The organism is Halomonas flagellata, assembly GCF_022487945.1.
GTDB lineage: Bacteria > Pseudomonadota > Gammaproteobacteria > Pseudomonadales > Halomonadaceae > Halomonas > Halomonas flagellata.
On the sequence record NZ_JAKVPY010000012.1, the window covers coordinates 60,564 to 83,089 of the forward strand.

The 22,526-nt window shown below is 69.8% G+C and carries 20 protein-coding genes; 11 read left to right on the forward strand and 9 right to left on the reverse strand.

What is annotated here, in order from left to right; genetic code table 11:
* Window positions 1-24 precede the first annotated feature (24 nt).
* From prmA to dsbD, 4 genes are all read right to left on the reverse strand, one after another.
* The gene (gene prmA, locus MKP05_RS11575; protein WP_240568418.1) at window positions 25-936 is read right to left on the reverse strand and encodes a 50S ribosomal protein L11 methyltransferase; all 912 of its coding nucleotides are present in this window, start codon (window positions 934-936) and stop codon (window positions 25-27) included.
* Between the two features lie 103 nt (window positions 937-1,039).
* Entirely contained in the window at window positions 1,040-2,383 is a 1,344-nt protein-coding gene (gene accC / locus MKP05_RS11580) for an acetyl-CoA carboxylase biotin carboxylase subunit (protein WP_240568419.1), read from the reverse strand.
* Window positions 2,384-2,412: 29 nt separating this feature from the next.
* Window positions 2,413-2,874 (reverse strand): acetyl-CoA carboxylase biotin carboxyl carrier protein, encoded by a 462-nt coding sequence (gene accB / locus MKP05_RS11585; protein ID WP_240568420.1) that lies wholly within the window; start codon window positions 2,872-2,874, stop codon window positions 2,413-2,415.
* Window positions 2,875-3,122: 248 nt separating this feature from the next.
* On the reverse strand, window positions 3,123-4,982 hold the full coding sequence (gene dsbD, locus MKP05_RS11590) for a protein-disulfide reductase DsbD (RefSeq protein WP_439108987.1): 1,860 nt from the start codon (window positions 4,980-4,982) through the stop codon (window positions 3,123-3,125).
* Between the two features lie 193 nt (window positions 4,983-5,175).
* On the opposite strand from dsbD, the gene MKP05_RS11595 reads away from it, so the two are divergent.
* The gene (locus MKP05_RS11595; RefSeq protein WP_240568422.1) at window positions 5,176-6,459 is read left to right on the forward strand and encodes a DUF2333 family protein; all 1,284 of its coding nucleotides are present in this window, start codon (window positions 5,176-5,178) and stop codon (window positions 6,457-6,459) included.
* A gap of 61 nt (window positions 6,460-6,520) precedes the next feature.
* Here the strand turns inward: MKP05_RS11595 and ppa are convergent, their stop codons facing one another.
* On the reverse strand, window positions 6,521-7,051 hold the full coding sequence (ppa, locus tag MKP05_RS11600) for an inorganic diphosphatase (protein ID WP_110283784.1): 531 nt from the start codon (window positions 7,049-7,051) through the stop codon (window positions 6,521-6,523).
* Window positions 7,052-7,320: 269 nt separating this feature from the next.
* Between ppa and MKP05_RS11605 the strand changes: the two genes are divergently transcribed.
* Window positions 7,321-9,048: a bifunctional protein-serine/threonine kinase/phosphatase gene (locus MKP05_RS11605; RefSeq protein ID WP_240568423.1), complete on the forward strand. Its 1,728-nt coding sequence runs from the start codon at window positions 7,321-7,323 to the stop codon at window positions 9,046-9,048.
* The gene (locus MKP05_RS11610; RefSeq protein WP_240568424.1) at window positions 9,033-9,245 is read left to right on the forward strand and encodes a hypothetical protein; all 213 of its coding nucleotides are present in this window, start codon (window positions 9,033-9,035) and stop codon (window positions 9,243-9,245) included. The genes MKP05_RS11605 and MKP05_RS11610 overlap by 16 nt, the downstream gene beginning before the upstream one ends.
* 161 nt (window positions 9,246-9,406) lie before the next feature.
* Here MKP05_RS11610 and MKP05_RS11615 read toward each other — a convergent pair whose 3' ends face one another.
* On the reverse strand, window positions 9,407-10,666 hold the full coding sequence (locus MKP05_RS11615) for a 6-phosphofructokinase (protein WP_240568425.1): 1,260 nt from the start codon (window positions 10,664-10,666) through the stop codon (window positions 9,407-9,409).
* A 268-nt stretch (window positions 10,667-10,934) separates the two neighbouring features.
* On the opposite strand from MKP05_RS11615, the gene mpl reads away from it, so the two are divergent.
* Both mpl and MKP05_RS11625 read left to right on the forward strand, forming a co-directional pair.
* Window positions 10,935-12,326 carry a UDP-N-acetylmuramate:L-alanyl-gamma-D-glutamyl-meso-diaminopimelate ligase gene (gene mpl / locus MKP05_RS11620; RefSeq protein WP_240568426.1) on the forward strand — a complete coding sequence of 464 codons (1,392 nt, stop codon included), beginning with the start codon at window positions 10,935-10,937 and terminating at the stop codon, window positions 12,324-12,326.
* A complete protein-coding gene (locus tag MKP05_RS11625) occupies window positions 12,319-12,951 on the forward strand; it encodes a flavin prenyltransferase UbiX (protein WP_110283788.1) in 633 nt (210 codons plus the stop codon). The genes mpl and MKP05_RS11625 overlap by 8 nt, the downstream gene beginning before the upstream one ends.
* Before the next feature lie 150 nt (window positions 12,952-13,101).
* Here MKP05_RS11625 and MKP05_RS11630 read toward each other — a convergent pair whose 3' ends face one another.
* From MKP05_RS11630 to MKP05_RS11640, 3 genes are read right to left on the reverse strand one after another with little or no spacing between them, the layout of a single operon-like run.
* Window positions 13,102-14,505: a bifunctional DedA family/phosphatase PAP2 family protein gene (locus MKP05_RS11630; RefSeq protein WP_240568427.1), complete on the reverse strand. Its 1,404-nt coding sequence runs from the start codon at window positions 14,503-14,505 to the stop codon at window positions 13,102-13,104.
* Between the two features lie 29 nt (window positions 14,506-14,534).
* The gene (locus MKP05_RS11635) at window positions 14,535-15,464 is read right to left on the reverse strand and encodes a GGDEF domain-containing protein (RefSeq protein ID WP_240568428.1); all 930 of its coding nucleotides are present in this window, start codon (window positions 15,462-15,464) and stop codon (window positions 14,535-14,537) included.
* Window positions 15,457-16,326 carry a hypothetical protein gene (locus MKP05_RS11640; protein WP_240568429.1) on the reverse strand — a complete coding sequence of 290 codons (870 nt, stop codon included), beginning with the start codon at window positions 16,324-16,326 and terminating at the stop codon, window positions 15,457-15,459. Before MKP05_RS11640 ends, MKP05_RS11635 begins: the two co-directional genes overlap by 8 nt.
* Before the next feature lie 179 nt (window positions 16,327-16,505).
* Here MKP05_RS11640 and MKP05_RS11645 point away from each other — a divergent pair, with 179 nt between their 5' ends.
* The 6 genes from MKP05_RS11645 to rodA all read left to right on the forward strand — a co-directional run bounded on the left by MKP05_RS11645 (window position 16,506) and on the right by rodA (window position 22,507).
* Window positions 16,506-17,744, forward strand: coding sequence for a glutamate-5-semialdehyde dehydrogenase (locus MKP05_RS11645; protein WP_240568458.1), 1,239 nt, complete (start codon window positions 16,506-16,508; stop codon window positions 17,742-17,744).
* Window positions 17,745-17,809: 65 nt separating this feature from the next.
* Complete coding sequence (nadD, locus tag MKP05_RS11650; protein ID WP_240568459.1) at window positions 17,810-18,439, forward strand: nicotinate-nucleotide adenylyltransferase; 630 nt, start codon at window positions 17,810-17,812, stop codon at window positions 18,437-18,439.
* Between the two features lie 70 nt (window positions 18,440-18,509).
* A complete protein-coding gene (gene rsfS, locus MKP05_RS11655) occupies window positions 18,510-18,887 on the forward strand; it encodes a ribosome silencing factor (RefSeq protein WP_240568430.1) in 378 nt (125 codons plus the stop codon).
* A complete protein-coding gene (gene rlmH / locus MKP05_RS11660; RefSeq protein ID WP_240568431.1) occupies window positions 18,884-19,351 on the forward strand; it encodes a 23S rRNA (pseudouridine(1915)-N(3))-methyltransferase RlmH in 468 nt (155 codons plus the stop codon). Before rsfS ends, rlmH begins: the two co-directional genes overlap by 4 nt.
* Window positions 19,352-19,435: 84 nt before the next feature.
* On the forward strand, window positions 19,436-21,343 hold the full coding sequence (mrdA, locus tag MKP05_RS11665) for a penicillin-binding protein 2 (RefSeq protein WP_240568432.1): 1,908 nt from the start codon (window positions 19,436-19,438) through the stop codon (window positions 21,341-21,343).
* 3 nt (window positions 21,344-21,346) lie between these two features.
* Complete coding sequence (gene rodA / locus MKP05_RS11670) at window positions 21,347-22,507, forward strand: rod shape-determining protein RodA (RefSeq protein WP_240568433.1); 1,161 nt, start codon at window positions 21,347-21,349, stop codon at window positions 22,505-22,507.
* Window positions 22,508-22,526 lie beyond the last annotated feature (19 nt).

Here is a 22,526-nt window from a genome sequence, read left to right on the forward strand (position 1 = left end):
GGTCGGGCGGGCCACGTCCGCTGTTCACGTCGCCCGGTACCCGCTCAGCCGCACCCAGCCCTCGCGCACGACCGGCTCGTCCATCAGCAGGCCCTCCGCCCGATAGGCCTCGAGGACCTCCTCGGCCTGGGGCTCGAGGATGCCGGAGAGCGCCAGCCGGCCCCCGGGAGCGACATGGCCGGCGATGGTCGCTGCCAGCTCGACCAGCGGGCCGGCGAGGATATTGGCGAGCACGACCGGATAGCCGCCGGCGTCGAGCTGTTCCGGGTAGCAGAGCCGGAAGTCGGCCTCGGCGATGGCATTGCGCTCGGCATTGTCGCGACTGGCCTGCAGCGCCTGGGGATCGATATCGGTGCCCACCGCGCTTGCGGCACCCAGCTTCAGGGCGGCGATGGCCAGGATTCCGGAGCCGCAGCCGACGTCGAGCACCTCGCGACCCGCGAGTTCGCCGGCCACCGCCAGGCCATCGAGCCACTCCAGGCAGAGCGCCGTGGTGGGGTGGGTGCCGGTGCCGAAGGCGAGCCCCGGGTCGAGATGCAGGTTCACCGCGCCGGGCTCGGGGGGCTCGTGCCAGCTCGGCACGATCCATAGCCGCTGGCCCATGCGCAGGGGCGCGAAGTCGTCCATCCACTCGCGTTCCCAGTCGCGGTCGGCAAGGAGTTCGACCTCGACCTCGGGGAACGGCTCGCCGGGCATCGTCTCGGCCCAGGTGGCGGCCAGGCGCTCGAGCATCGCCTCGATGCCCTCCAGGTCGTCATGGAGCCCGGTGAGCACCGTCTCGTGCCACAGCGGGGTGGTGCCTCGCTCGGGCTCGAACACCGGGTCGTCGTGGGCGTCCTGCAGGGTGATGGCGGTGGCGCCCTCGGCGAGCAGCAGCTCTTCCAGGGTCTCGGCCTGCTCGGGGGCGATACGGGCCTTCAGTTGCAGCCAGGGCATGGCGGGCTCCATGAGGCGTCAGGGGGCGATCGGCTCGCCGGGGTGACGGACATCGGATAACGAATGCGGGGTGGCGTCGGCCACCCCGCGAAGCGCTGCGCGGTTACTGCGCGAGCTTCTTCTCCAGGTAGTGGATATTCACGCCACCCTGCTGGAAGTAGCCGTCGCGCACCAGGTCCTTGTGCAGGTCGGTGTTGGTCTTGATGCCTTCCACCAGCAGCTCGTCCAGGGCGTTGCGCATGCGGATCAGCGCCGTCTCGCGGTCGGCGCCCCAGGTGATCAGCTTGCCGATCAGCGAGTCGTAGTGAGGCGGTACCGTGTAGCCGGTATAGACGTGGGAGTCCATGCGCACGCCCAGCCCACCCGGCGGATGGTAGAGGGTCACCTTGCCGGGGGAGGGCATGAAGGTGCGGGAATCCTCGGCGTTGATGCGGCACTCGAAGGAGTGGCCGTTGAGCTGCACCTCCTCCTGGCCAACCGACAGCGGCAGCCCCGAGGCGATGCGCAGCTGCTCGCGGACGATATCCACGCCGGTGACCATCTCGGTGACCGGATGCTCCACCTGGACCCGGGTGTTCATCTCGATGAAGAAGAACTGGCCGTCCTCGTAGAGGAACTCGAAGGTGCCGGCGCCTCGGTAGTCGATGGTGAGGCAGGCCTGCCGGCACGCCTCGAGCACCTCGGCGCGGGCATCGGGGTCGATGCCCGGGGCCGGGGCCTCCTCGATCACCTTCTGGTGACGGCGCTGCAGCGAACAGTCGCGATCATAGAGGTGGATGGCGTTGCCCTGGCCGTCGGCCAGCACCTGGACCTCGACATGGCGCGGGTTCTCGAGGAACTTCTCCATGTAGACGGTGCCATCGCCGAAGGCCGAGTGGGCCTCGGTGCGGGTGACGGTGACCGCGGAGAGCAGGTGGGCCTCGGTATGCACCACGCGCATGCCGCGACCGCCGCCACCGGCGGCGGCCTTGATGATCACCGGGTAGCCGATGCGTCGGGCGACGGCGATGATCTCGCCCTCGTCGTCCTCCGGCAGCGGGCCGTCGGAGCCGGGTACCGTGGGGACGCCGGCCTTCTTCATCGACTCGATGGCGCTGACCTTGTCGCCCATCAGGCGGATGGTCTCGGCCCGCGGGCCGATGAAGACGAAGCCGGAGCGCTCGACCTGCTCGGCGAAGTTGGCGTTCTCGGAGAGGAAGCCGTAGCCGGGATGGATGGCACTGGAATCGGTGACTTCGGCGGCGCTGATCAGCGCCGGGATGTTCAGGTAAGACTGGGCCGAGGGCGCCGGCCCGATGCACACGGCCTCGTCGGCCAGGCGCACGTGCATCAACTCGCGGTCGGCCTTGGAGTGGACCGCGACGGTCTTGATGCCCAGCTCCTTGCAGGCACGCAGTATGCGCAGGGCGATCTCGCCACGATTGGCGATGAGAACCTTGTCCAGCATGATGGGGTCCGCCAGTGTGTGTGGGAAGATCAGGAGATGACGAGCATCGGCTGGTCGAACTCGACCGGCTCGCCGTCCTCGACCAGGAACGCCTCGATCACGCCATCGCGATCGGCCTCGATCTGGTTCATCATCTTCATGGCCTCGATGATGCACACGGTGTCACCCTTCTTGACGCTGGAGCCCACCTCGAAGAAGGGCTTGGCGCCCGGTGCCGGCGAGCGGTAGAAGGTGCCGACCATGGGCGAGGTCACGGCGTGGCCCTGGTAGGCGGGCGCCGCTTCGCCGGCGGGCTCGGCGGGCGCCGCCACGGCCGGGGGGGCGGCCGCCGGTGCCGGGGGCGCATAGCCCTGGGGCATGGGCTGCTGCCAGTTCGTGCCGTTGGGGTGTCGGCTGATGCGGACCGATTCCTCGCCTTCCTGGATCTCGATTTCGCTGATGTTGGACTCTTCGAGCAGTTCGATCAGCTTCTTGACCTTGCGGATATCCATGACTCTGTCTCGATCGATTGGTATCGGTGGGTGGCGGCAGCCCCGGCGACGCTGTCAACCCGGGCCAACTCGCAATAGATCGCGGCAAGATGGCGACTCTTCCCGCCTCTATCGGCCGTGATAAGGCATTGACGCCGGAGTGTGCCGAAAATCGGCGTGGATGTCCAGCGAGCAGGAGAACAGCGTTCGATCACGAGATTCGAGCACCTGTTCGGCGAGCTTCGCGGCCCCCGCCCGGCCGCGCAGGCTCAGCCCCGGCGGGCCTCCAGCCGCTCCAGCACCCCGTCCAGGTGGCTGGCCAGGGCGGCGGCGCGCACCTCGCCCTGGATACGCGCCGCGCGGATCTCCTCGACGTCGTCGAAGAACAGCAGGCTCGGCGGGCCGAACAACCCGAAGCTGTCGAGCAGCTCGCGGGAGGTGTCGTCGGTCTCGGTGACGTCGACATTGATGCGGGCGAACGAGGAGAGCGGCGCGGCGACCCGGGGGTCGGGGTAGACCTGGCGCTCCAGCTGCTTGCAGGAGATGCACCAGTCGGCGGTGAAGTGGACGAAGGCCGGGCGGCCCTCGTCGCTGGCAGCCCGCAGGGCCGCCTCCAGGGTGTCGAGGCTATGCACGGTGGTGACCTCGACCGCCTGCCCGGTGGGGGACACCGTGGCGGTGGGGGACACCGTGGCGGTGGGGGCCAGGGGGCGAAGCGGGTCGTGGGCGCCGCGGGCGGCGCCGAGCACCAGGGCGACGCCCCAGGCCAGCAGCAGGATGCCGGCGGCCTGGCGCACCCGGGGCCAGCCCTGGGCCTGGTTGACGGTCAGCGCCCCCAGCGTGACGGCACTGCCGATGGCCAGGGCTGCCCACAGCAGCAGGGCCATGGCGGGTGGCAGCAGGCGCTCGACCAGCCAGATCGCCACACCCAGCAGCAGGATGCCGAAGGCGACCTTGACCCCGTTCATCCAGGCGCCGGTGCGCGGCAGCAGGGTGGTGCCGAAGGTGCCGACCAGCAGCAGCGGCACGCCCATGCCGAGCCCCAGGGCGAGCAGGGCGGCGCCGCCCAGCAGGGCGTCGCCGGTGGTGGAGATGAACACCAGGGCCCCGGCCAGGGGCGCCGAGACACAGGGCGAGACCACCAGTACCGAGAGCGCACCGGCCAGCGCCAGGCCGCCAGGGCCGCTGCGCTGGGCGCGAGCCTGCCAGGCGTCGAGTCGTCCGGCCAGCCCGGGGGCCAGGCGCAGGTTGAAGGCGCCGAACATGGCCAGGGCGAAGAGCACGAACAGTACCGCGAAGCCGATCAGTACCGGGGCGGACTGCAGCCGCGCCTGGAAGTTGAGCCCGGCGCCGAACAGTCCCATCAGCACGCCGACCGCCGCGTAGGTCAGGGCCATGCCGGCCACGTAGCTGGCCGAGAGGGCGAAGGCGCGGGGGCGGGTCGGGTGCTGGCCGACGATGATCGACGACAGGATCGGCACCATCGGCAGGACGCAGGGGGTGAAGGTGAGCCCCAGCCCGGCGAGGAAGAACAGGCCCAGGGCCAGCGGCAGGCTGGCATCGCTCATCAGGGCGCTGAAGCGGCCGTCCGGGCTCTGGGGGGCGGGGGGGGGCGTGGCAGGGATGCCGGCATCGTTGCCGTCGTTGTCGCCATCCTCGGCCTGCCAGCTGGCGAAGGCCGCCGGCGCCGAGCTCTCGGGGGCCTGCAGGTCGACCCGTTCGGGGGGGTAGCAGAGGCCGGCATCGGCGCAGCCCTGGAAGGTCAGGGTGAGGTCCAGTGGCCCCCGGGCGCCATTCTCCAGCGGAACCTCGAGGACCACCCGGTCGTAGAAGACATGAACGTCGCCGAGGAACTCGTCGCTCTTGAACTCGCCCGGGGGCAGCCGGGGCTCGCCCAGTGCGTGTGTCGCGTCCCTGGCCTCGACGGCGAACCGGTGACGGTAGAGGTAGTAGCCGTCGGCATTCTCGACCCCCACGAAGAGGGTCTCGCCGTCATGCCAGGCACTGGGCTGGAAGGCCTCCAGCACCGGCAGGAAGTCACCGCTGGAGCTGCTCGAGGAGAACCACTGGGCGTGACCGACGAGCGGTAGCAGCGCAAGGGCGATCAGGCAGGCCAGGCGTCTGAAGATCAAAACGGTCTTCCTTATCCAGGTGATCGCGACTAGGACTCCGGCGGCCACTCGGGGTTCCGCACCAGGCGCCGCGAGAAGGATCAGCTGTTAGGATAACCCAGGAAGCCGGCACAGTGGATCACATGATGCCGGTTTCGGCTGCGCCCCATTGTCGCGCCGCTGCCTTTGCCACCATCAGGGAATCAGGACCATGGCTTTGACGGAAAAGGGCGCCGCCAGGCGCCGCAGGAGGGTCGAGGCGCTCGAGCGCCCGGATTACGGCTGGATATGGAAGCCGCTGCTGGCGCTGGTGGTGATCTACCTGCTGGTCACCGTAGCGCTGGGGATCTGGTGGAGCCGGCCGCCGGCCGCCTTCGATGTCGAGCAGGCCACCGCCGAGCGGCGCGGCGAGGCGGCCTCCAGCCCGGCGGCCCGCGGCGCCGTCACCACCACCAGCCTGATGACGGTGGTGAGTACCCTGCTCGACAAGCCCGGTGGCTACCTGCGCAATGACATCGCACCGCCGGGCCTGTGGCTCGACAACATGCCCCAGTGGGAACTGGGGGTGCTGAACCAGGCTCGTGACCTCTCCCGTGCGCTGCCGGCCATGGAGGAGGGCGACCATCCGGTGCTCGAGGAGGTCGTCGAGCGGCTGGACGGGAGCAGCCGCGACTGGCTCTATCCCTCCACCGAGCAGCGCCTCGAGCAGGCATTGGTGGCCCTGGACGAGTATCTGGTGGCGCTCGGCGAGTCGGGCGGTGCCGGCTTCGCCGCCGGCGCCGGCCTGGCGGCCTGGCTGGAGCAGGTCGCCTGGCGACTCGACGACCTGGGGCTGCGGCTCTCCGCCAGCGTCGGTAGCCGCGAGCGATTGCGCGACCTGGACATCGCTACCGGCGATCTGCCCCCGCGTACCCCCTGGTACCGGGTCGACGACATCTTCTTCGAGGCGCGGGGAACCGGCTGGGCGCTTTCCCGTCTGCTCGAGGCGGTGCGTCGCGACCAGGCGGACGTGCTCGAGCGGGCCGGTGTGTCGGGTGAGTGGGAGATGCTCGTCGCCGAGCTCGAGCGGACCCAGCGCCGGCTGTGGAGCCCGGTGGTGCTCAACGGGTCGGGCTTCGGCATCTTCGCCAACCATTCGCTGGTGATGGCCAACCATGTGATCCGCGCCCGGGACCTGGCGCGGGACCTGGTCGCGGCACTCGAGGCGCCGCCGGCCGGGCTGGCGGCCCCCGAGGCGCTCGAGGACGAGGAGCCCGTCGAGCCGCCGGTGGAAGCGGTGGAACGCAGCGAGGATGCCGGGGGCGAGAGCCCGCCGCCGGCCCTGGCGTCGCCCGAGGAGGCTCGGGAGGACGAGCGGACGGGAGAGCCGGCCCCGCTGTCGGAGCCGGACGAGGCGCCCGTTCCGGAAGCGGATCAGGACGAGTCGACGATCCCGGAGGCAGATCAGGACGAGGCGCCGGCCTCGCCGGCAGAGGGTGATCCCGACGAGGAGTGATCACCCGACATGCAAAGGGGCCGCCCCTCGGGCGGCCCCTTTGCATGTGCGCGCGGCGTGCTCAGGCCTTCTGGTAGGCGGCCACGGACTTCTCGATCGCCTTGCGGGCGGCCTCGGCCCCTTCCCACGATTCCACCTTCACCCACTTGCCCTTCTCGAGATCCTTGTAGTTCTCGAAGAAGTGGGCGATCTGCTGGCGCAGCAGCTCGGGCAGGTCGGTGACCTCCTGGACGTCGTCGTAGAGGGTGGAGAGCTTGGGGTGCGGCACGCAGACCAGCTTGGCGTCCTCGCCGGCCTCGTCGGTCATGTTGAGGATGCCGACCGGACGGGCACGGATCACGGCTCCGGCCTGGACCGGATAGGGCGTTACCACCAGGGCATCCAGGGGGTCGCCATCGTCGGCCAGGGTGTGCGGGATGAAGCCGTAGTTGGCCGGATAGAACATCGGGGTGGCCATGAAGCGGTCGACCAGCAGCGCTCCCATGTCCTTGTCGATCTCGTACTTGACCGGCGCGTGGTTGGCCGGGATCTCGATCGCCACATAGACGTCGTTGGGGAGTTCCTTGCCGGCGGGGATGTTGTCGAAGTTCATCGTCGCTTCCTTCGGTTGGCGAAAATCCGGATAGGCGAAAAATCCGGCGAATTATACGGAGCCGGAGAGGGGATTACCAATGCGACATAGGTGTCGTGACACGGGGCCGCAGGCCGAACCGTGGCGGTCTTGCGGGGTGGGAGGGCCGTCTTCGGCTGTGGTTGACACCCCGGCGACACCGCCATGAGTGTATCATGGTGTCCCGATGAACCCCTGGCCCGTGACGACGTGCCGTTTCGACCCCGAGGTTCGACCCTGAGGAGAGCAACTTGGCATCCGCCCAGCTGTCACTGAGTTATGGACAGGCCTTCGTGGCCCCGGACCTGCGCCGGCATCGCAGCTCGATGTCGGTCCGTGTTCCCGAGCAGGCGCTCCTGCGTGCCAAGGGTGCCTGTGCGGTGATCAGCGACTCCACCTCGCGCAACGCCATCGCCAAGCAGGCGGGCGACCTCAGCGTTCGTAGCTTCCTGGCGGACTATATCTCGACCCCTGACCACTGGGACGTCAAGACCTCGGCCACCCGGGTGCTGCGCGCCCTCAACTGCTGGTGCTACAGCCAGAGCCAGCACCTCGAGGAGGGCAGCTATGTCTCCTCGCTCTCGGCCGTGGTCTACCGAGGCCGCGAGGCACACCTCTTCCATATGGGCGACACCCTGGTGTTCCGGCTGCGCGGCGCCGAGTTCGAGCAGCTCTCCCGCGATCATGTCACCGACCTGGGCGGCTATCGCTACCCCTCCCGGGCGCTCGGCATGGACAACAGCATCGACATCGACTACCTGCGCATGCCCCTCAAGCAGGGCGACCTCTTCCTGTTCACCACCCAGGTGGCGCAGGGCACCCTGATGCCCTCGGAGTACGTGCAACTGATACGCCAGGACGCCAGCGACCTGGATGCCGCTTGCGAGCGCCTCGGCGAGGCGGCGGTCGCGCGGGCCCAGGAGCGCGGCTATGGTGCCGAGCAGTTCTGCTTCCAGCTGGTGCGCATCGATCAGCTGCCCGACGAGGAGCAGGACACGCCGGGACGGGTCTACGGCGACCTGCCGATTCCCCCGGAGCTCGCCCCCGGCGAGCGCCTGGACGGCCTGGAGGTGCAGGCGGTGCTGTCGCGTACCGCCCAGTCGCGGGTCTATCGCGTGCGCGACGTGCACACCGAGCGGGAGATGGTGATGAAGGCGCCGAGCCCCGAGCTCTCGAACCGCAACGCCTACCTGGAGCACTTCCTGCTCCAGCAGTGGGTGGTGGAGCGGGTCAAGTCGCCCTTCGTGGTGCGCATCATGGAGTCCTCGCGGCCGCGCCACTATCTCTACTACCTGATGGCCTACGTGGAGGGCGAGACCCTGACCGAGTGGGCGCGCCGGCATCCCCAGGCGAGCCTGGTGCAGCGCCTGGATATTGCCAACCAGCTCGGCAAGGCGGTACAGGCACTGCACCACCGCGACCTGCTGCACCAGCAGATCCATCCCGGCAACGTGCTGATCGACACCCATGGCCAGGTGGTGCTGACCGACTTCAGCGCCTGCCACCTGCGCGACGTGGACGGTCACAAGCGTTCCCGGGAACTGGTGCGCCAGGTGGGGCTCACCGAGCACAGCGCCCCGGAGTACGCCCTCGACGACTCGGTGGGGCGGCGCAGCGACCAGTACTCCTTTGCCTCCACCGTCTACTGGCTGTTGACCGGCGAGCTGCCCTACGCCCTGGCCCCCAACCGGTTGCGCGGCCACACCGACCTGGAGCAGCTCGCCTATCGCAGTGCCCGCACCCTCAATCCCGAGGTGACGCCGGTGCTTGACGACGCCCTGCGCCGGGCCCTGGACCCGCAGCGCTCGCTGCGCTACCGGCGCATGTCGGAGTTCCTGCATGCCCTGCGCCAGCCGCTGGGCGCCGAGCGCGACGGCTCGCGCACCAGCCCGCGGGTGCTGCGCGAGCCGGCCCGTTTCTGGCAGGGGGTGGCCGGTATCCTGCTGCTGTTGCTGGTGCTGTCATGGCTGTTGCGCTGATGCCGCGTGCACTGATGCAGGCGCCGAGGCTGCCCCTATGGGGTCAGACCCTGTCGAATCCCCACATTTTTCTCGACGTTGATAGCTTGTTCGCCGAAAAAGGCGCCGAGGCCGCCCCTATGGGGTCAGACCCCAGCCAAATCGCGAAGCCCGTCATGGTGCGTCTTGCGAGCGGATTCGACGCCGCCGGGGTCTGACCCCCTAGGGCCCGAGCCACGAGCCAAACTGCTGCCCGCAGCCCGCAGCCCGCAGCCCGCAGCCCGCAGCCCGCAGCCCGCAGCCCGCAGCCCGCAGCCCGCAGCCCGCAGCCCGCAGCCCGCAGCCCGCAGCCCGCAGCCCGCAGCCCGCAGCCCGCAGCCTAGAGCTTGAACTCGGGCAGCTTGCGCTCGACCTTGGCGCGCTTGAGGCGGGCGACCTTCGGCAGGCCGTTCTCGAACGGCGGGAAGTCCTCGCCCTGGATCAGCGGCGAGAGGTACTGGCGACACGCCTCGGTGATGCCGAAGCCGTCCTCGCGGATGAAGTCGTGGGGCATGAACTTCTCGCGATTGGCGACCTCGGCCAGCGGGGCGGCCTCGATGCGCCACTGGTAGGGGGCGTCACCGACGCGCTGGATCGTCGGCATCATGGCGTTCTTGCCGTCGAGGGCCAGTTCCACGGCCTTCTCGCCGACGGCGTAGGCCTGCTCCACGTCGGTCTTGGCCGCCAGGTGGCGGGCGGCGCGCTGCAGGTAGTCGGCCACCGCCCAGTGGTACTTGTAGCCCAGGTCCTGCTTGACCATGCCGGCCAGCGTCGGCGCCACGCCGCCCAGCTGGCGGTGGCCGAAGACGTCGGTGTTGCCGGAGTCGGCGAGGAAGGTGCCGTCCTCGTAGCGGGCGCCCTCGGAGACCACGATCACGCAGTAGCCGTACTTCTGCACCGCCTCCTCGACCCGGGCCATCACCGCGGCGCGGTCGAAGGGTACCTCGGGGAAGATCACCAGGTGGGGCGGCTCGCCCTCGCCGTTGCCGGCCAGGGCGCCGGCGGCGGCGATCCAGCCGGCATGGCGTCCCATCACCTCGAGCACGAAGACCTTGGTGGAGGTGGCGCACATCGACTCGATGTCCAGCGAGGCCTCCAGGGTGGAGGTGGCGATGTACTTGGCCACGCTGCCGAAGCCCGGGCAGTTGTCGGTGATCGGCAGGTCGTTGTCGATGGTCTTGGGCACGTGGATGGCGGTGAGGGGATAGCCCAGCCGCTCGGAGAGCTGCGAGACCTTGAGGCAGGTGTCGGCGCTGTCGCCGCCGCCATTGTAGAAGAAGTAGCGGATGTCGTGGGCCTTGAAGACCTCGATCAGGCGCTCGTACTGGGCGCGGTGGCTCTCGATGTCCTTGAGCTTGTAGCGACAGGAGCCGAAGGCGCCGCCCGGGGTGTGGCGCAGCGCGGCGATGGTCTCGTCGGACTCCTGGCTCACGTCGATCAGATCCTCGGTCAGGGCGCCGATGATGCCGTTGTGGCCGGCATAGACCTTGCCGATGCGCTCCGGGTGGCGGCGGCAGGCCTCGATCACGCCGCAGGCGCTGGCATTGATCACGGCGGTGACGCCGCCGGACTGGGCGTAGAAGGCGTTGTGCTGGGCCATGGGGGCTTTCCTGCTCCTGGGTAGCGTCCAGGAATCACTGAATAGAGGGTCGGGCGACCGCACGCCGTTCTATTCAGTGATTCCTTCGGGGGTTTGAAAGGGTCTGATTCTAGCCGAAAGTGGCAGGGGCTGCATCTGCCGCGGCGTGGCGCCCAAACGCGCTTGTGTCCCGCCCGCGACGGTGCCCGCTGGAGCGTGCCGCGGGCGCCATGCTAGTCTCCCGTGACCGCGCCGCGGCCCGCGGCGGCACGATGCAGTCGGAGACAGCATGCACCTTCACATTCTCGGCATCGGCGGCACCTTCATGGGCAGCCTGGCGCTACTGGCCCGCGAACTGGGCATCACGGTTAGCGGCTCGGATGCCAATGTCTATCCGCCCATGAGTACCCAGCTCGAGGAGGCCGGCATCCGTCTGGCCGAGGGCTATGCGGCCGCCAATCTTGTGCCGCGTCCCGACCTGGTGGTGGTCGGCAACGCCCTCTCCCGGGGTAACCCCGAGGTGGAGGCGGTGCTCGACCGGGGGCTGCCCTATGTCTCGGGGCCCCAGTGGCTCGCCGAGCATGTCCTGGCCGGGCGGTGGGTGATCGCCGTGGCCGGGACCCACGGCAAGACCACCACGGCGAGCCTGCTGGCCTGGCTGCTGGAGTCCGCCGGCCTGATGCCGGGCTTCCTGATCGGCGGGGTGCCGCGCAACTTCGGCGTCTCGGCACGCCTCGGGGCTCATGATGCGCCCTTCGTGGTCGAGGCCGACGAGTACGACACGGCGTTCTTCGACAAGCGTTCCAAGTTCGTCCACTACCGTCCCGAGATCGCCATCCTCGGCAATCTCGAGTTCGACCACGCGGACATCTTTCCCGACCTCGCCGCCATCGAGCGGCAGTTCCACCACCTGGTGCGCACCGTGCCCGGGCGCGGCCGGCTGCTGGTGGCCGACGGCGAGCCGGCGCTGGGCCGGGTGCTCGAGCAGGGCTGCTGGACGCCGGTGGTCCGCTTCGGCAGCGAGGCGGCCAGTCCCTGGCGGCTGGAACTCGAGCGCGAGGACGCCTCGCGCTTCCGGGTGATCCATCAGGAGGGCCAGGGTGAGGAAAGCGTCGACGAGGACGCCGTGGTCGATTGGCCGCTGACCGGGGCCTACAATGCCCGCAACGCCCTGGCCGCGCTGGCGGCGGCGCACGCCTGCGGGGTCGACCTGGCGCGGGGCTGTGCGGCGCTGTCGCGCTTCGAGTCCCCCCGTCGGCGCCAGGAGCTGCGCGGCGAGGTGGCCGGAATCCAGGTGATCGACGACTTCGCCCACCACCCCACGGCCATCGCCGCCACCCTGGAGGGGCTGCGCGCCGCCACCGCCCGCGGCCGGCTGCTGGCGGTGATCGAGCCGCGCTCCAATACCATGCGCCTGGGCACCCTGCGCGCTCGCCTCGCCGCGAGCGTCGGCGCCGCCGACGCCGCCTTCTGGTACCAGCCGCCGGGGCTCGACTGGTCGCTGGCGCCGCTGCTCGCGGAGAGCCCCGTGGCGGCCCAGTTGCACGAGGACCTCGACGCCCTGGTCGATGCCCTGGTGACCGAGGCGCGGCCGCTCGATCGCATCGTGGTGATGTCCAACGGCGATTTCGGCGGCATCCACGAGAAGCTGCTGGCCGCCCTGGAGGCCGCTCATGGCTGACCGCCTGCACGAACCGGTGACGGTGGCCATCACTGGAGCCTCCGGGGCCCAGTACGGCCTGCGCCTGATCGAGGCCCTGGTGGCGGCCGACCATGCCGTGTGGGTGATGGTCTCCAAGGCCGCTCATCTGGTAATCAGTACCGAGACCGACATCGACCTGCCGGCCCGCCCGCAGCGGCTGGCCGAGGTGCTGGCCGAGCGCACCGGCGCGGCTTCCGGCCAGATCCGCTGCTTCGGCCGCGAGGACTGGATGGCGCCGGTGGCGTCGGGGTCGGGGGCACCCTCGGCGATGGTGATCTGTCCCTGCTCCACCGGCACCCTCTCGGCGGTGGCCACCGGCGCCAGCAACAACCTGATCGAGCGGGCCGCCGACGTGGCGCTCAAGGAGCGTCGCCGGCTGATCCTGGTGCCCCGGGAAACGCCCTTCTCGGCGATCCATCTCGAGCACATGCTGAGCCTGACCCGCATGGGGGCGGTGATCCTGCCGGCGGCGCCGGGGTTCTACCATCAGCCGAAGCGCATCGACGACCTGGTCGACTTCATCGTCGCGCGCATCCTCAACCAACTGGGGATCGAACACCGCCTGATGCCGCGCTGGGGTGACCCGGCTTCGCCGGGAGCTTGAAGAGCCGGGCTTCGCCCGGAGCTGTAAGCCTTAAGCTATAAGCTGGAAGAAACCCCTTGATCTGGACGCTGGTGGCGACATACTGCCTTCCAGCTTCCAGCTTCCAGCTTCCAGCTTCCAGCTTCCAGCTTCCAGCTTCCAGCTTCCAGCTCAGACGGGCGGTAGCCAGGCCACCCGGGCGCCGACCAGGACCAGCGAAGCGGCAGCGAGCCACCACCAGGGGCAGGGGGCGAGCGGCGGATGGGGCTTCTGCTGCCAGGTCAGGTGCACCAGGGCGCAGACCACCAGGCCGAGCAGGGCGCCACCGACCAGATCGCTGAGCCAGTGCACGCCGATCACCAGCCGCGAGAGCGCCATGGGAACGACGAGCAGAATCGCCCCCCAGTAGACCCAGTGGCGCTGTCGGTGGGGCAGTTCCCGGGCGATGAAGGCGGCGGCCAGGCCGGCCACGACCACGGCGGTGGAGGCATGGGCACTGGGATAGGCCAGGGAGCCGGTCAGGTAGTCCGGTGCATCGGGGCGGTCGCGACCGACCAGCGCCTTGCCCAGGGTGTTGAGCAGGGCGATGCCGCCGAGCCCGGCCGCGATGTGCAGAAAGGCCGCCAGATGGCGCTTCCACAGCAGCCAGAGGCCCCAGGGCAGCACCAGGGCCAGTACCCCGTAGGTGTCGCCGACTCGTGCGAGCGCCTGGCCGACACCCGCCAGGGCGGGGGAGGCCAAGGCCGCGAAGAGGGCGTTGACGCGCAGGTCCATCTCCAGGGGGCCATGCTGCTGGATCACCATCAGCGTCCAGCCCGAGAGGGTGCCCAGGGCGAGGATCAGCAGCAGCCAGCTGGCCAGCGGCACCTCGCCCTGTCCCCGCCAGCTCTGGGCCAGCCAGAAGCGCCGCATCACCGGATGGCGCCGCGCGCCGTTGGCCGCCAGGCGATAGAGGCGCCCGGTGCGGGTGACCTGCTGGCGTAACCAGGAGAACACCACCGCCAGCGCCACCAGCAGCACGGCCAGGGCGATCAACCAGGTCTCGATGCCCTCCGGCAGGTCCAGCAGCTGTTGCCAGGTGCGCCCCAGCAGATAGCCGGGCAGCACATAGGCCGGGGCCCACAGGACCGCCGAGGCGACATTGGCCCAGAGGAAGGCACGAGGCGACATGTGCAGCATGCCGGCGATCACCGGTACCATCGGGCGCACCGGGCCGACGAAGCGGCCGAAGAACACCGACAGGCTGCCATAGCGCTGGAAGAAGCGGGCGCCCCGGGCCAGCCACTCCGGATGGTGCGAGAGGGGCCACAGGCGGGTGACCCTCTCGCGCTGGGTGTAGCCCAGCAGGAAGCTTGCGCCGTCACCCACCACGGCGCCGACCCAGGCGGCCGCGATGACCGTCGTCAGGGCGATCTCCTGGTGGCCGGCCAGGGAGGCGGCGGCGGTGATCAGCACCACGCCGGGCACCAGCAGACCGACCAGTGCCAGGGACTCCACCAGGGCGATGGCCGTGATGATCAGCAGCAGCAGGGTAGGGGGCGGGGTCAACTGGTAGAGGGTGTCGGCGAGGCTCAAGAGGGCGCTCCGTGGTCGGCGGCAGGGGATCAGATATCGGCCAGGCGCTGGGTCCGGGCCTGCAGGCGCTGCTCGAAGTGCTCCGGTGTCTCCCGCGGCTGCAGCAGACAGAGGGCCAGGCGGGTCTCGATCGGGCCGGTCTCCAGCAGCACCGTCCGTTGCAGCGATTGTTCGAGGCGCTGGCACACCAGCATGGCGCCGTTCTCGCTGGTGTCGGGCAGCACCAGCCAGAAGTCGGCCTGTCCCTCCCGGCCCAGCAGGTCGTGGTCGCGGCAGCGCTTGTCGACCTCGATGCAGACGGCGTCGAGCAGGGCCTGACGCGCCCTGGGGCCGAACTGCTCGCCGGCCATGTCGAGCTGAGGCAGGTGGAGCAGCAGCACCACCAGGCGCTGATCCAGCAGTTCGGCGCGTTCGCACTCGCTGCTCAGCCGGTCGTGCAGGGTCTCGCGGTTGATGGCGGAGCATTCCGGGTCACGGGGGTCGGTGGCCCGCAACAGCGCCTGCTGACGCAGGAATTCCCAGGGCGTCAGGCCGGCCACCACGATCAGCGCCAGGTAGCTCAGCGTCAGGTCGCGATCGAGGTGCTCCCCGCCGACCAGGATCAGCCAGACCGGTACCAGCATGACGTTGAGCAGCATGGCCGGCCCCAGTGGCAGTAGCAGCAGGGTGAGCACCGCCGGCAGGCCCAGCCACAGCGGTGCCAGCGAGGCCTGCTGCGGCAGCTCCACGGCGATCAACAGGTAGCCGCAGATCAGCACCAGGTAGGCCGACAGTCGGGCATGGTCGTCCTGGCCCAGGCGCAGCAGGGCCGCGAGCAGCATCAGCGGGGTCAGCAGCACGGGGAGCAGGATGCTCGGATAGTCGCCCATCAGGTAGAGCCACAGGGCATGGCCCAACAGCAGCAGGGCACCGGTGCCGTAGACCAGGGCGTGCAGTCGGGCGGCGCGGGGTTCAATCATGCTCCAGCTCCCGGATCACGGTCATGGGGCTGTGCTGTCGTTCCAGGGCGCGGCACTCGTCGTCGAGCGATTCGACCCGGGGCAGGGCGGCGACGCGCAGTCGGGCAGGCGTGTCGAGGGCCTGCAGCAGGCGGTCGCGGCGCTGCTCGGCCTGCTCGGCGTCGCGGCTGAGCAGCAGGGTGGCCAGGGTGCGTCGGTCGAGACGGTAGCAGTTCTCGAAGCTGCGGGTGAACCGACAGAGCCGGCGGGCCAGAGGCCAGAGCTGGCCGGGGGAGGTCCGGAGTAGCAAGAGTTCGGCATGCACGCCCTCGCGCCGGGCGCGGACCCGCTCGCGCACCAGGTCGTGAGAGAGCTGGCTCCGGGGCCAGAGACGCAGCCCCGGGATCAGGCGCATGCGGCGACGGGCCGGGCCGCGCAGCGGCTGCAGCTCACGGCTGCGGACCAGGCCGAGGAGCAACAGGCCGGCCAGTACCAGTCCCGAGAGGGCGGCCTGCTCCAGGCTCATCCTGTCCTGCAGCGACCACCAGGTCAGGCCGGCGAGCAGGACGTTGAGCCCCGTCATCCAGGCGGGTTGGGGCAGCATGATCAGCACCGCCCAGGCCCACAACCAGATCAGGTAACGCTCGGGGGCCACCCACAGCAGGGCGGCCAGCAACAGGCTGGGCAGCAGTTGCCACGGCACCATGGCCGGGCGGCGATGGCTGAACTCCAGCAGCGCGGCGGTCACGCCGAGCCAGCCCGTTGCCAGCCACAGGAGTAGCGCCTCGGGGAGGGTGGGCGCGGCGGGGGCCAGCAGTGCCAGCAACAGGGCCGCGGCCAGCAGGTTGCCCCGCAGCAGGCCGATTTTGTACTTGCTCTGCATGGTGGCTTACTATGAATCCCTTCCCGGTTTTCCGCACAGTATAACGTCGGCGTCGCCCCTGTACGCGGCGACCCCGGCCTCAGGAGACACTCTACGGCATGACTGCTCACGCCTCCCACTCCGATTCGTCCGCCGCACTGGCCGCCGGTGCCGAGAACGTCGGCGATGTCGATACCTACATGGAACGCCTCGGTCAGGCGGCTCGCGCCGCGGCCACCGCGATGCGCCGCACCGCCACCGGCCCCAAGAACGCCGCGTTGCTGGCCATGGCCGAGCGGCTCACCGACGCGCGCGCCGAACTGCTCGCCGCCAATGCCCGCGACCTAGCGCGGGGGCGGGAGAGCGGCCTGGACGCCGCGCTGCTCGAGCGGCTGGCGCTGGACGACGGGCGCATCGACGCCATGATCGAGGGGCTCGCCCAGGTCGCGGCGTTGCCGGATCCGGTGGGGGAGATCGATGGCCTGCGCTCGCGCCCCAGCGGGATCCAGGTGGGGCAGATGCGCGTGCCCCTGGGGGTGATCGGCATCATCTACGAGTCGCGGCCCAACGTCACCCTGGAGGCCGCCAGCCTGTGCCTCAAGTCCGGCAACGCCTGCATCCTGCGCGGCGGTTCCGAGGCCCGCGAGTCCAACGCCGCCATCGCCGCCTGCATTCGCACCGGCCTGCTCGATGCCGGCCTGCCCGAGGGCGCGGTGCAGGTGGTGGCGACCACTGACCGCGCCGCCGTGGGCCGGCTGATCGCCATGCCCGAGTATGTCGACGTGATCATCCCGCGGGGCGGCAAGTCACTGATCGAGCGCATCTCCCGCGAGGCGCGGGTGCCGGTGATCAAGCACCTGGACGGCGTCTGCCACGTCTACCTCGATGCCACCGCCGACCCGGAGAAGGCCCTGGCCATCGCGGTGAATGCCAAGACCCATCGCTACGGCACCTGCAATACCATGGAGACCCTGCTCGTCGATGCCCCCGTGGCCGAGGCGCTGTTGCCGAGACTCGCCGAAGCCTATGCCGGGCACGGTGTCGAGCTGCGCGGCTGCGAGCGTACCCGCACGATTCTCCCCGAGGCGACCCCCGCCACCGAGGAGGACTGGCAAGCCGAGTACCTGGCGCCGGTACTGGCGATTCGCGTGGTCGACGGCATCGACGCGGCGGTCGCGCATATCGAGCGCTACGGCTCGCACCATACCGACGCCATCGTCACCGAGCACTACGGGCTGGCGCGTCGCTTCATGGCCGAGGTGGACTCCAGCTCGGTGATGGTCAACGCCTCGACCCGCTTCGCCGATGGCTTCGAGTACGGCCTGGGCGCCGAGATCGGCATCTCCACCGACAAGCTCCATGCCCGGGGGCCGGTGGGCCTCGAGGGGCTCACCACGCGCAAGTACATCGTCCTCGGTGATGGCCAGGTTCGCCGGTGACTGCCGATCCGCAGCGCGGTCTGCCGGCGCGGGGCGAGGACAGGCCGTCACCACCGCGCCTCGCCATGCTCGGCGGCACCTTCGATCCGGTGCACCTGGGGCACCTGCGCAGTGCCGTGGAGCTCCGCGAGGCGCTTGCCCTGGACCGGGTGCACATGATTCCCGCCAGCATGCCGCCGCTGCGGGGCGAGCCGCATGTCGCGCCCGCCGAGCGCCTCGAACTGCTGCGCCTGGGGATAGGCGACACCCCGGGACTCGTCGCCGACCCCCGTGAGCTGCGCAGGGACGGCCCCTCCTTCAGTGCCGACACCCTGGCCTCGCTGCGCGAGGAGGTCGGCGAGCAGGCCCGCCTGGTGATGGCGCTGGGTCACGACGCCTTCCGGCGCCTGGCCGACTGGCACGAGCCCGAGCGGCTCTTCGAGCTGGCCCATGTGGTGGTGATCGACCGTCCCGACTTCGAGGCGCCGCTGCCGGCGGCGCTGGTGGCGCTGCTCGCCGGGCGCGAGGTTGACGCCCCGGAGACGCTGATGGCCCGGCCGGCAGGGTCGCTGCTGCGCCTGTCGCTGCCCTCGCGCATGGCGATTTCGGCCACCGAGGTGCGCCGGCGCCTGGCCCAGGGGCGCAGCGTGCGCTATCTGCTGCCCGAGGCGGTGGAGGCGCGCATCCTGGCGCATGGCTTCTATTCCGGTTCCTGAGAGCCGCCGCAACCCGGTACAATGACGGTAACCACGATTTCGCTTCAACGAGGGGCTGACACGAAGGGCTATGCAAATCGACGCACTCAAGACTCTGGCGGTGGACGCGCTGGAGGAGCTCAAGGCCAGGGACATCAGCCTGATGGATGTCTCCCGCCTGACCAGCGTGACCGACCTGATGGTGATCGCCTGCGGCACCTCCACTCGCCATGTGGCGGCGCTGGCCGACAACGTGGTCGAGAAGGCCAAGGCCGGCGGCATCCAGCCGCTGGGCGTCGAGGGCGAGAACGGTGCCGACTGGGTGCTGGTGGACCTCGGCGACCTGGTGGTCCACGTGATGCTGCCCGAAACCCGCCAGCTCTACGATCTCGAGCGTCTCTGGGCCGACCTGCCCAGTGATGCGGAGGCGCGCGGAACGCGCAGCGGAGGCGAGGCGGGCAGCGCATGAGGGTGCGCCTGCTGGCGGTGGGGAGTCGCATGCCGGCCTGGGTGACCCAGGGCGTCGAGGAGTACCGCAAGCGACTGCCCCGGGACTTCGCCCTGGAGGTGGAGGAGATCACCCCGGGACAGCGCGGCAAGAATGCCGACCTGGGCCGGGCGATCGCCCTCGAGGCCGAGCGCATCCGCGCCCGGCTCCGGGGGGACGAGCGCGTGGTGGCTCTCGAGGTGGGTGGCAAGGCCTGGAGTACCGAGCAGCTGGCCCGGGAGGCCGAGGCATGGCGACTCGAGGGGCGTGACGTGGCCTTGCTGGTGGGCGGGCCGGACGGCCTCGAGCCGTCGCTCTCGGCCGCCGCCGACCAGCGCTGGTCGTTGTCGCCGCTGACCCTGCCGCACCCGCTGGTGCGCATCCTGCTCGCCGAGCAGCTCTACCGTGCCTGGACCCTGATGGTGGGTCACCCCTATCACCGTTGAGCCGTCTCCGACCCTCGAAGGTGTCCCTGTAACCGACGTGAGCCCCGCCTTCGGGCGAGGCGTCAGCCGAGGCCATTGCCGAGAATGCGTGAGCGACGCGAGACCCTGAAGAATCCCGAGCAGGAGCTGCGTACCTTCCGCGTGCGCTCGCTGCTGGCGGTGCTGCTGGTCTTCGCCATGACCGGCCTGCTGATGGGGCGGCTGGTCTACCTGCAGGTGGTGCAGCACGAGGTCTACAGTACCCGCTCGGAGAAGAACCGGGTCAGGGTGGAGCCGCTGCCGCCGACCCGCGGCCTGATCTACGACCGCAACGGGGTGCTGCTGGCCGAGAACCGCCCCACCTACAGCCTCACCCTGGTACGGGAGCGGGTCGACGACCTGGATGCCACCCTGGCACTCCTGGTGGAGCTTCTCGAGCTGCCTGACGAGGAGGCCGAGGCCTTCCGGGTGCGTTCGCGCCAGCGCCAGCGCCCCTTCCAGCCGGCCCTGTTGATGAGCGACCTCGACGAGGACCAGATCGCCCGGCTGGCGGTCAATCGTCACCGCCTGCCCGGGGTCGAGGTCGAGGCCCAGTTGCTGCGCTACTACCCGGATGCCGAGATCATGGCCCACGCCCTGGGCTACGTCGGGCGCATCAATGCCGAGGAGCTCGAGACCCTGGACGCGGGTCGCTATGCCGGTACCCACTTCATCGGCAAGACCGGGGTCGAGCGGTTCTACGAGGAGGCCCTGCATGGCCAGTCGGGGCTGCGCAAGGTCGAGACCAATGCCCGTGGCCGGGTGCTGCGCGAACTCGGTCGCACCGACCCGGTGCCGGGAGCGAACCTGACCCTGACCCTCGACAAGGAGCTGCAGCAGCTGGCCTATGAGCTCCTCGACGGCCGGCGTGGCTCCATCGTCGCCATCGTGCCCGGGACGGGCGAGATCCTGGCCATGGTCTCGGTGCCGGGGTTCGACAGCAACCAGTTCGTCACCGGCATCGACGTGGCCTCCTACCGGGCGCTGCAGGAGGACATCGACCTGCCGCTGTTCAATCGCGCCATTCGTGGCCAGTATCCGCCGGGGTCGACCATCAAGCCCTTCCTGGCCCTGGCCGGCCTGGTCGAGGGGGAGATCACCCCTGACAAGACCATCGTCGACCCGGGGTACTACCAGTTGCCCAACGATTCGCGGCGTTACCGCAACTGGCTGCGCTGGGGGCATGGCCGGGTCGACATGGAGCGCTCGATCGCCGTCTCCAACAACACCTACTACTATTCGCTGGCCCACGACATGGGCATCGACCGCCTCCACGACAACATGAGTGCCTTCGGCTTCGGCCAGCGGGTCGCCCACGACGCCTTCGGCGAGAGCTCCGCCCTGATGCCCTCGCGGGAGTGGAAGCGCGGCCGCTTCAACCAGCCGTGGTATCCCGGCGAGACCCTGTCGGTGGGAATCGGCCAGGGTTACTGGCAGGTGACGCCGCTGCAGCTGGCCACGGCCACCGCGGTGCTCGCCAACCGGGGGCAGTGGGTCAAGCCGCGCATGGCCAGCCGTATCGGTGAGGAGGAGGTGCCGCTGGACCTGCCCGATACCCCGGCGGACATCACCCTGGCCAGCGACGGCTGGTGGGACAAGGTCTTCGCCGGCATGGAGAAGGTGCTCAGTGGCAGCGAGGGCACGGCGCGGCGCACCGGGGTGGGGCTCGAGTACCGCATGGGGGGCAAGTCGGGCACCGCCCAGGTCTTCTCGCTGGGCCAGGACCAGCGCTACGACGCCGATGAGCTGGCCGAGCGGCTGCGCGACCACGCCCTGTTCATGGCCTTCGCCCCCCTCGAGGACCCGCAGATCGCCGTGTCGGTGATCGTCGAGAACGCCGGGGGGGGCAGTACCCATGCCGCGCACCTGGCGCGGGCCATGACCGACGCCTGGCTGCTGGACGACGAGGAGCTCGATGTCGAGGAGATCCGTGAAGAGATGGAGAACGACGATGCCCGCGTGGCGGGGAACTGACCCATGGCCTTGATCGACCTGCCCCGCCCCCTGCGTGGCCACCCGGTGCGCCCTCCGGCCAGCGGCATCGCCCGCAAGCGCGGCGTCTGGGAGCGCGTGCACCTGGACCCCTGGCTTCTCGGCATGCTGCTGGTATTGATGCTGGCCGGGCTGGTGGTGCTCTACAGCGCCAGCGGCCAGCGGCTCGAGGTGGTCATCGCCCAGGGCATCCGCTTCGGGGTGGCACTGGTGGTGATGCTGCTGCTGGCCCAGGTCTCGACCACCACGCTGCTGCGCTGGGCGCTGCCCGTCTATGTCGCCGGCCTGTTGATGCTGGTGGCGGTGGAACTGGTGGGCGACATGGGCATGGGCGCCCAACGCTGGCTGGTGATCCCCGGGGTGATCCGTTTCCAGCCGTCGGAGCTGATGAAGCTGGCGATGCCGCTGATGGTCGCGGCCTACCTCAGCCGCCGCGAGTTGCCGCCGCGGCTGAAGGACCTGGTAGTCTGTGCCCTGCTCATCGGTGTGCCGGTGGTGCTGATCGCCAAGCAGCCCGATCTGGGCACCTCGCTGCTGGTGGCCACGGCGGCGATCTTCGTGGTGCTGCTGGCCGGGCTCTCCTGGCGTTTCATCGCCGTGCTGGCCGGCCTGGCGGCGGCGGCGCTGCCGGTGCTGTGGCTGAACCTGCACGACTACCAGCGCCAGCGGGTGCTGACCTTCCTCGACCCCAACAGCGACCCGCTGGGATCAGGCTGGAACATCATCCAGTCGACCACTGCCATCGGCAGCGGTGGGCTGTTCGGCAAGGGGTGGCTGCAGGGCACCCAGTCGCAACTGGAGTTCCTGCCGGAGCGACACACCGACTTCATCGTCGCGGTGCTGGGCGAGGAGTTCGGGCTGGTCGGCATGCTGGCGGTGCTGGTGCTCTACCTGCTGATCGTCAGCCGTGGCCTGTGGCTGGCCGCCGGTGCCCAGGACACCTTCGGCAGGCTGCTGGCCGGCAGCATCATCCTCACCTTCTTCATCTACGTGTTCGTCAACGTGGGGATGGTCAGCGGCATCCTGCCTGTGGTCGGAGTGCCGCTGCCCCTGGTCAGCTATGGCGGCACCTCCAGCGTGACCTTGCTGGCCGGTTTCGGTATTCTCATGGCCATTCACGCTCACCGCCGGCTGCTGCCGCGCTAGCGGTCGAATCAGGGAGAGG

Bases quoted from the DNA above. Each gene is read 5' to 3' on its own strand.
- prmA (WP_240568418.1), bottom strand. From the start codon at position 936: ATGCCCTGGCTGCAACTGAAGGCCCGTATCGCCCCCGAGCAGGCCGAG.
- accC (WP_240568419.1), bottom strand. From the start codon at position 2,383: ATGCTGGACAAGGTTCTCATCGCCAATCGTGGCGAGATCGCCCTGCGC.
- accB (WP_240568420.1), bottom strand. From the start codon at position 2,874: ATGGATATCCGCAAGGTCAAGAAGCTGATCGAACTGCTCGAAGAGTCC.
- MKP05_RS11595 (WP_240568422.1), top strand. From the start codon at position 5,176: ATGGCTTTGACGGAAAAGGGCGCCGCCAGGCGCCGCAGGAGGGTCGAG.
- ppa (WP_110283784.1), bottom strand. From the start codon at position 7,051: ATGAACTTCGACAACATCCCCGCCGGCAAGGAACTCCCCAACGACGTC.
- MKP05_RS11610 (WP_240568424.1), top strand. From the start codon at position 9,033: ATGGCTGTTGCGCTGATGCCGCGTGCACTGATGCAGGCGCCGAGGCTG.
- MKP05_RS11615 (WP_240568425.1), bottom strand. From the start codon at position 10,666: ATGGCCCAGCACAACGCCTTCTACGCCCAGTCCGGCGGCGTCACCGCC.
- mpl (WP_240568426.1), top strand. From the start codon at position 10,935: ATGCACCTTCACATTCTCGGCATCGGCGGCACCTTCATGGGCAGCCTG.
- MKP05_RS11625 (WP_110283788.1), top strand. From the start codon at position 12,319: ATGGCTGACCGCCTGCACGAACCGGTGACGGTGGCCATCACTGGAGCC.
- MKP05_RS11635 (WP_240568428.1), bottom strand. From the start codon at position 15,464: ATGATTGAACCCCGCGCCGCCCGACTGCACGCCCTGGTCTACGGCACC.
- MKP05_RS11640 (WP_240568429.1), bottom strand. From the start codon at position 16,326: ATGCAGAGCAAGTACAAAATCGGCCTGCTGCGGGGCAACCTGCTGGCC.
- MKP05_RS11645 (WP_240568458.1), top strand. From the start codon at position 16,506: ATGGAACGCCTCGGTCAGGCGGCTCGCGCCGCGGCCACCGCGATGCGC.
- nadD (WP_240568459.1), top strand. From the start codon at position 17,810: ATGCTCGGCGGCACCTTCGATCCGGTGCACCTGGGGCACCTGCGCAGT.
- rsfS (WP_240568430.1), top strand. From the start codon at position 18,510: ATGCAAATCGACGCACTCAAGACTCTGGCGGTGGACGCGCTGGAGGAG.
- rlmH (WP_240568431.1), top strand. From the start codon at position 18,884: ATGAGGGTGCGCCTGCTGGCGGTGGGGAGTCGCATGCCGGCCTGGGTG.
- mrdA (WP_240568432.1), top strand. From the start codon at position 19,436: ATGCGTGAGCGACGCGAGACCCTGAAGAATCCCGAGCAGGAGCTGCGT.
- rodA (WP_240568433.1), top strand. From the start codon at position 21,347: ATGGCCTTGATCGACCTGCCCCGCCCCCTGCGTGGCCACCCGGTGCGC.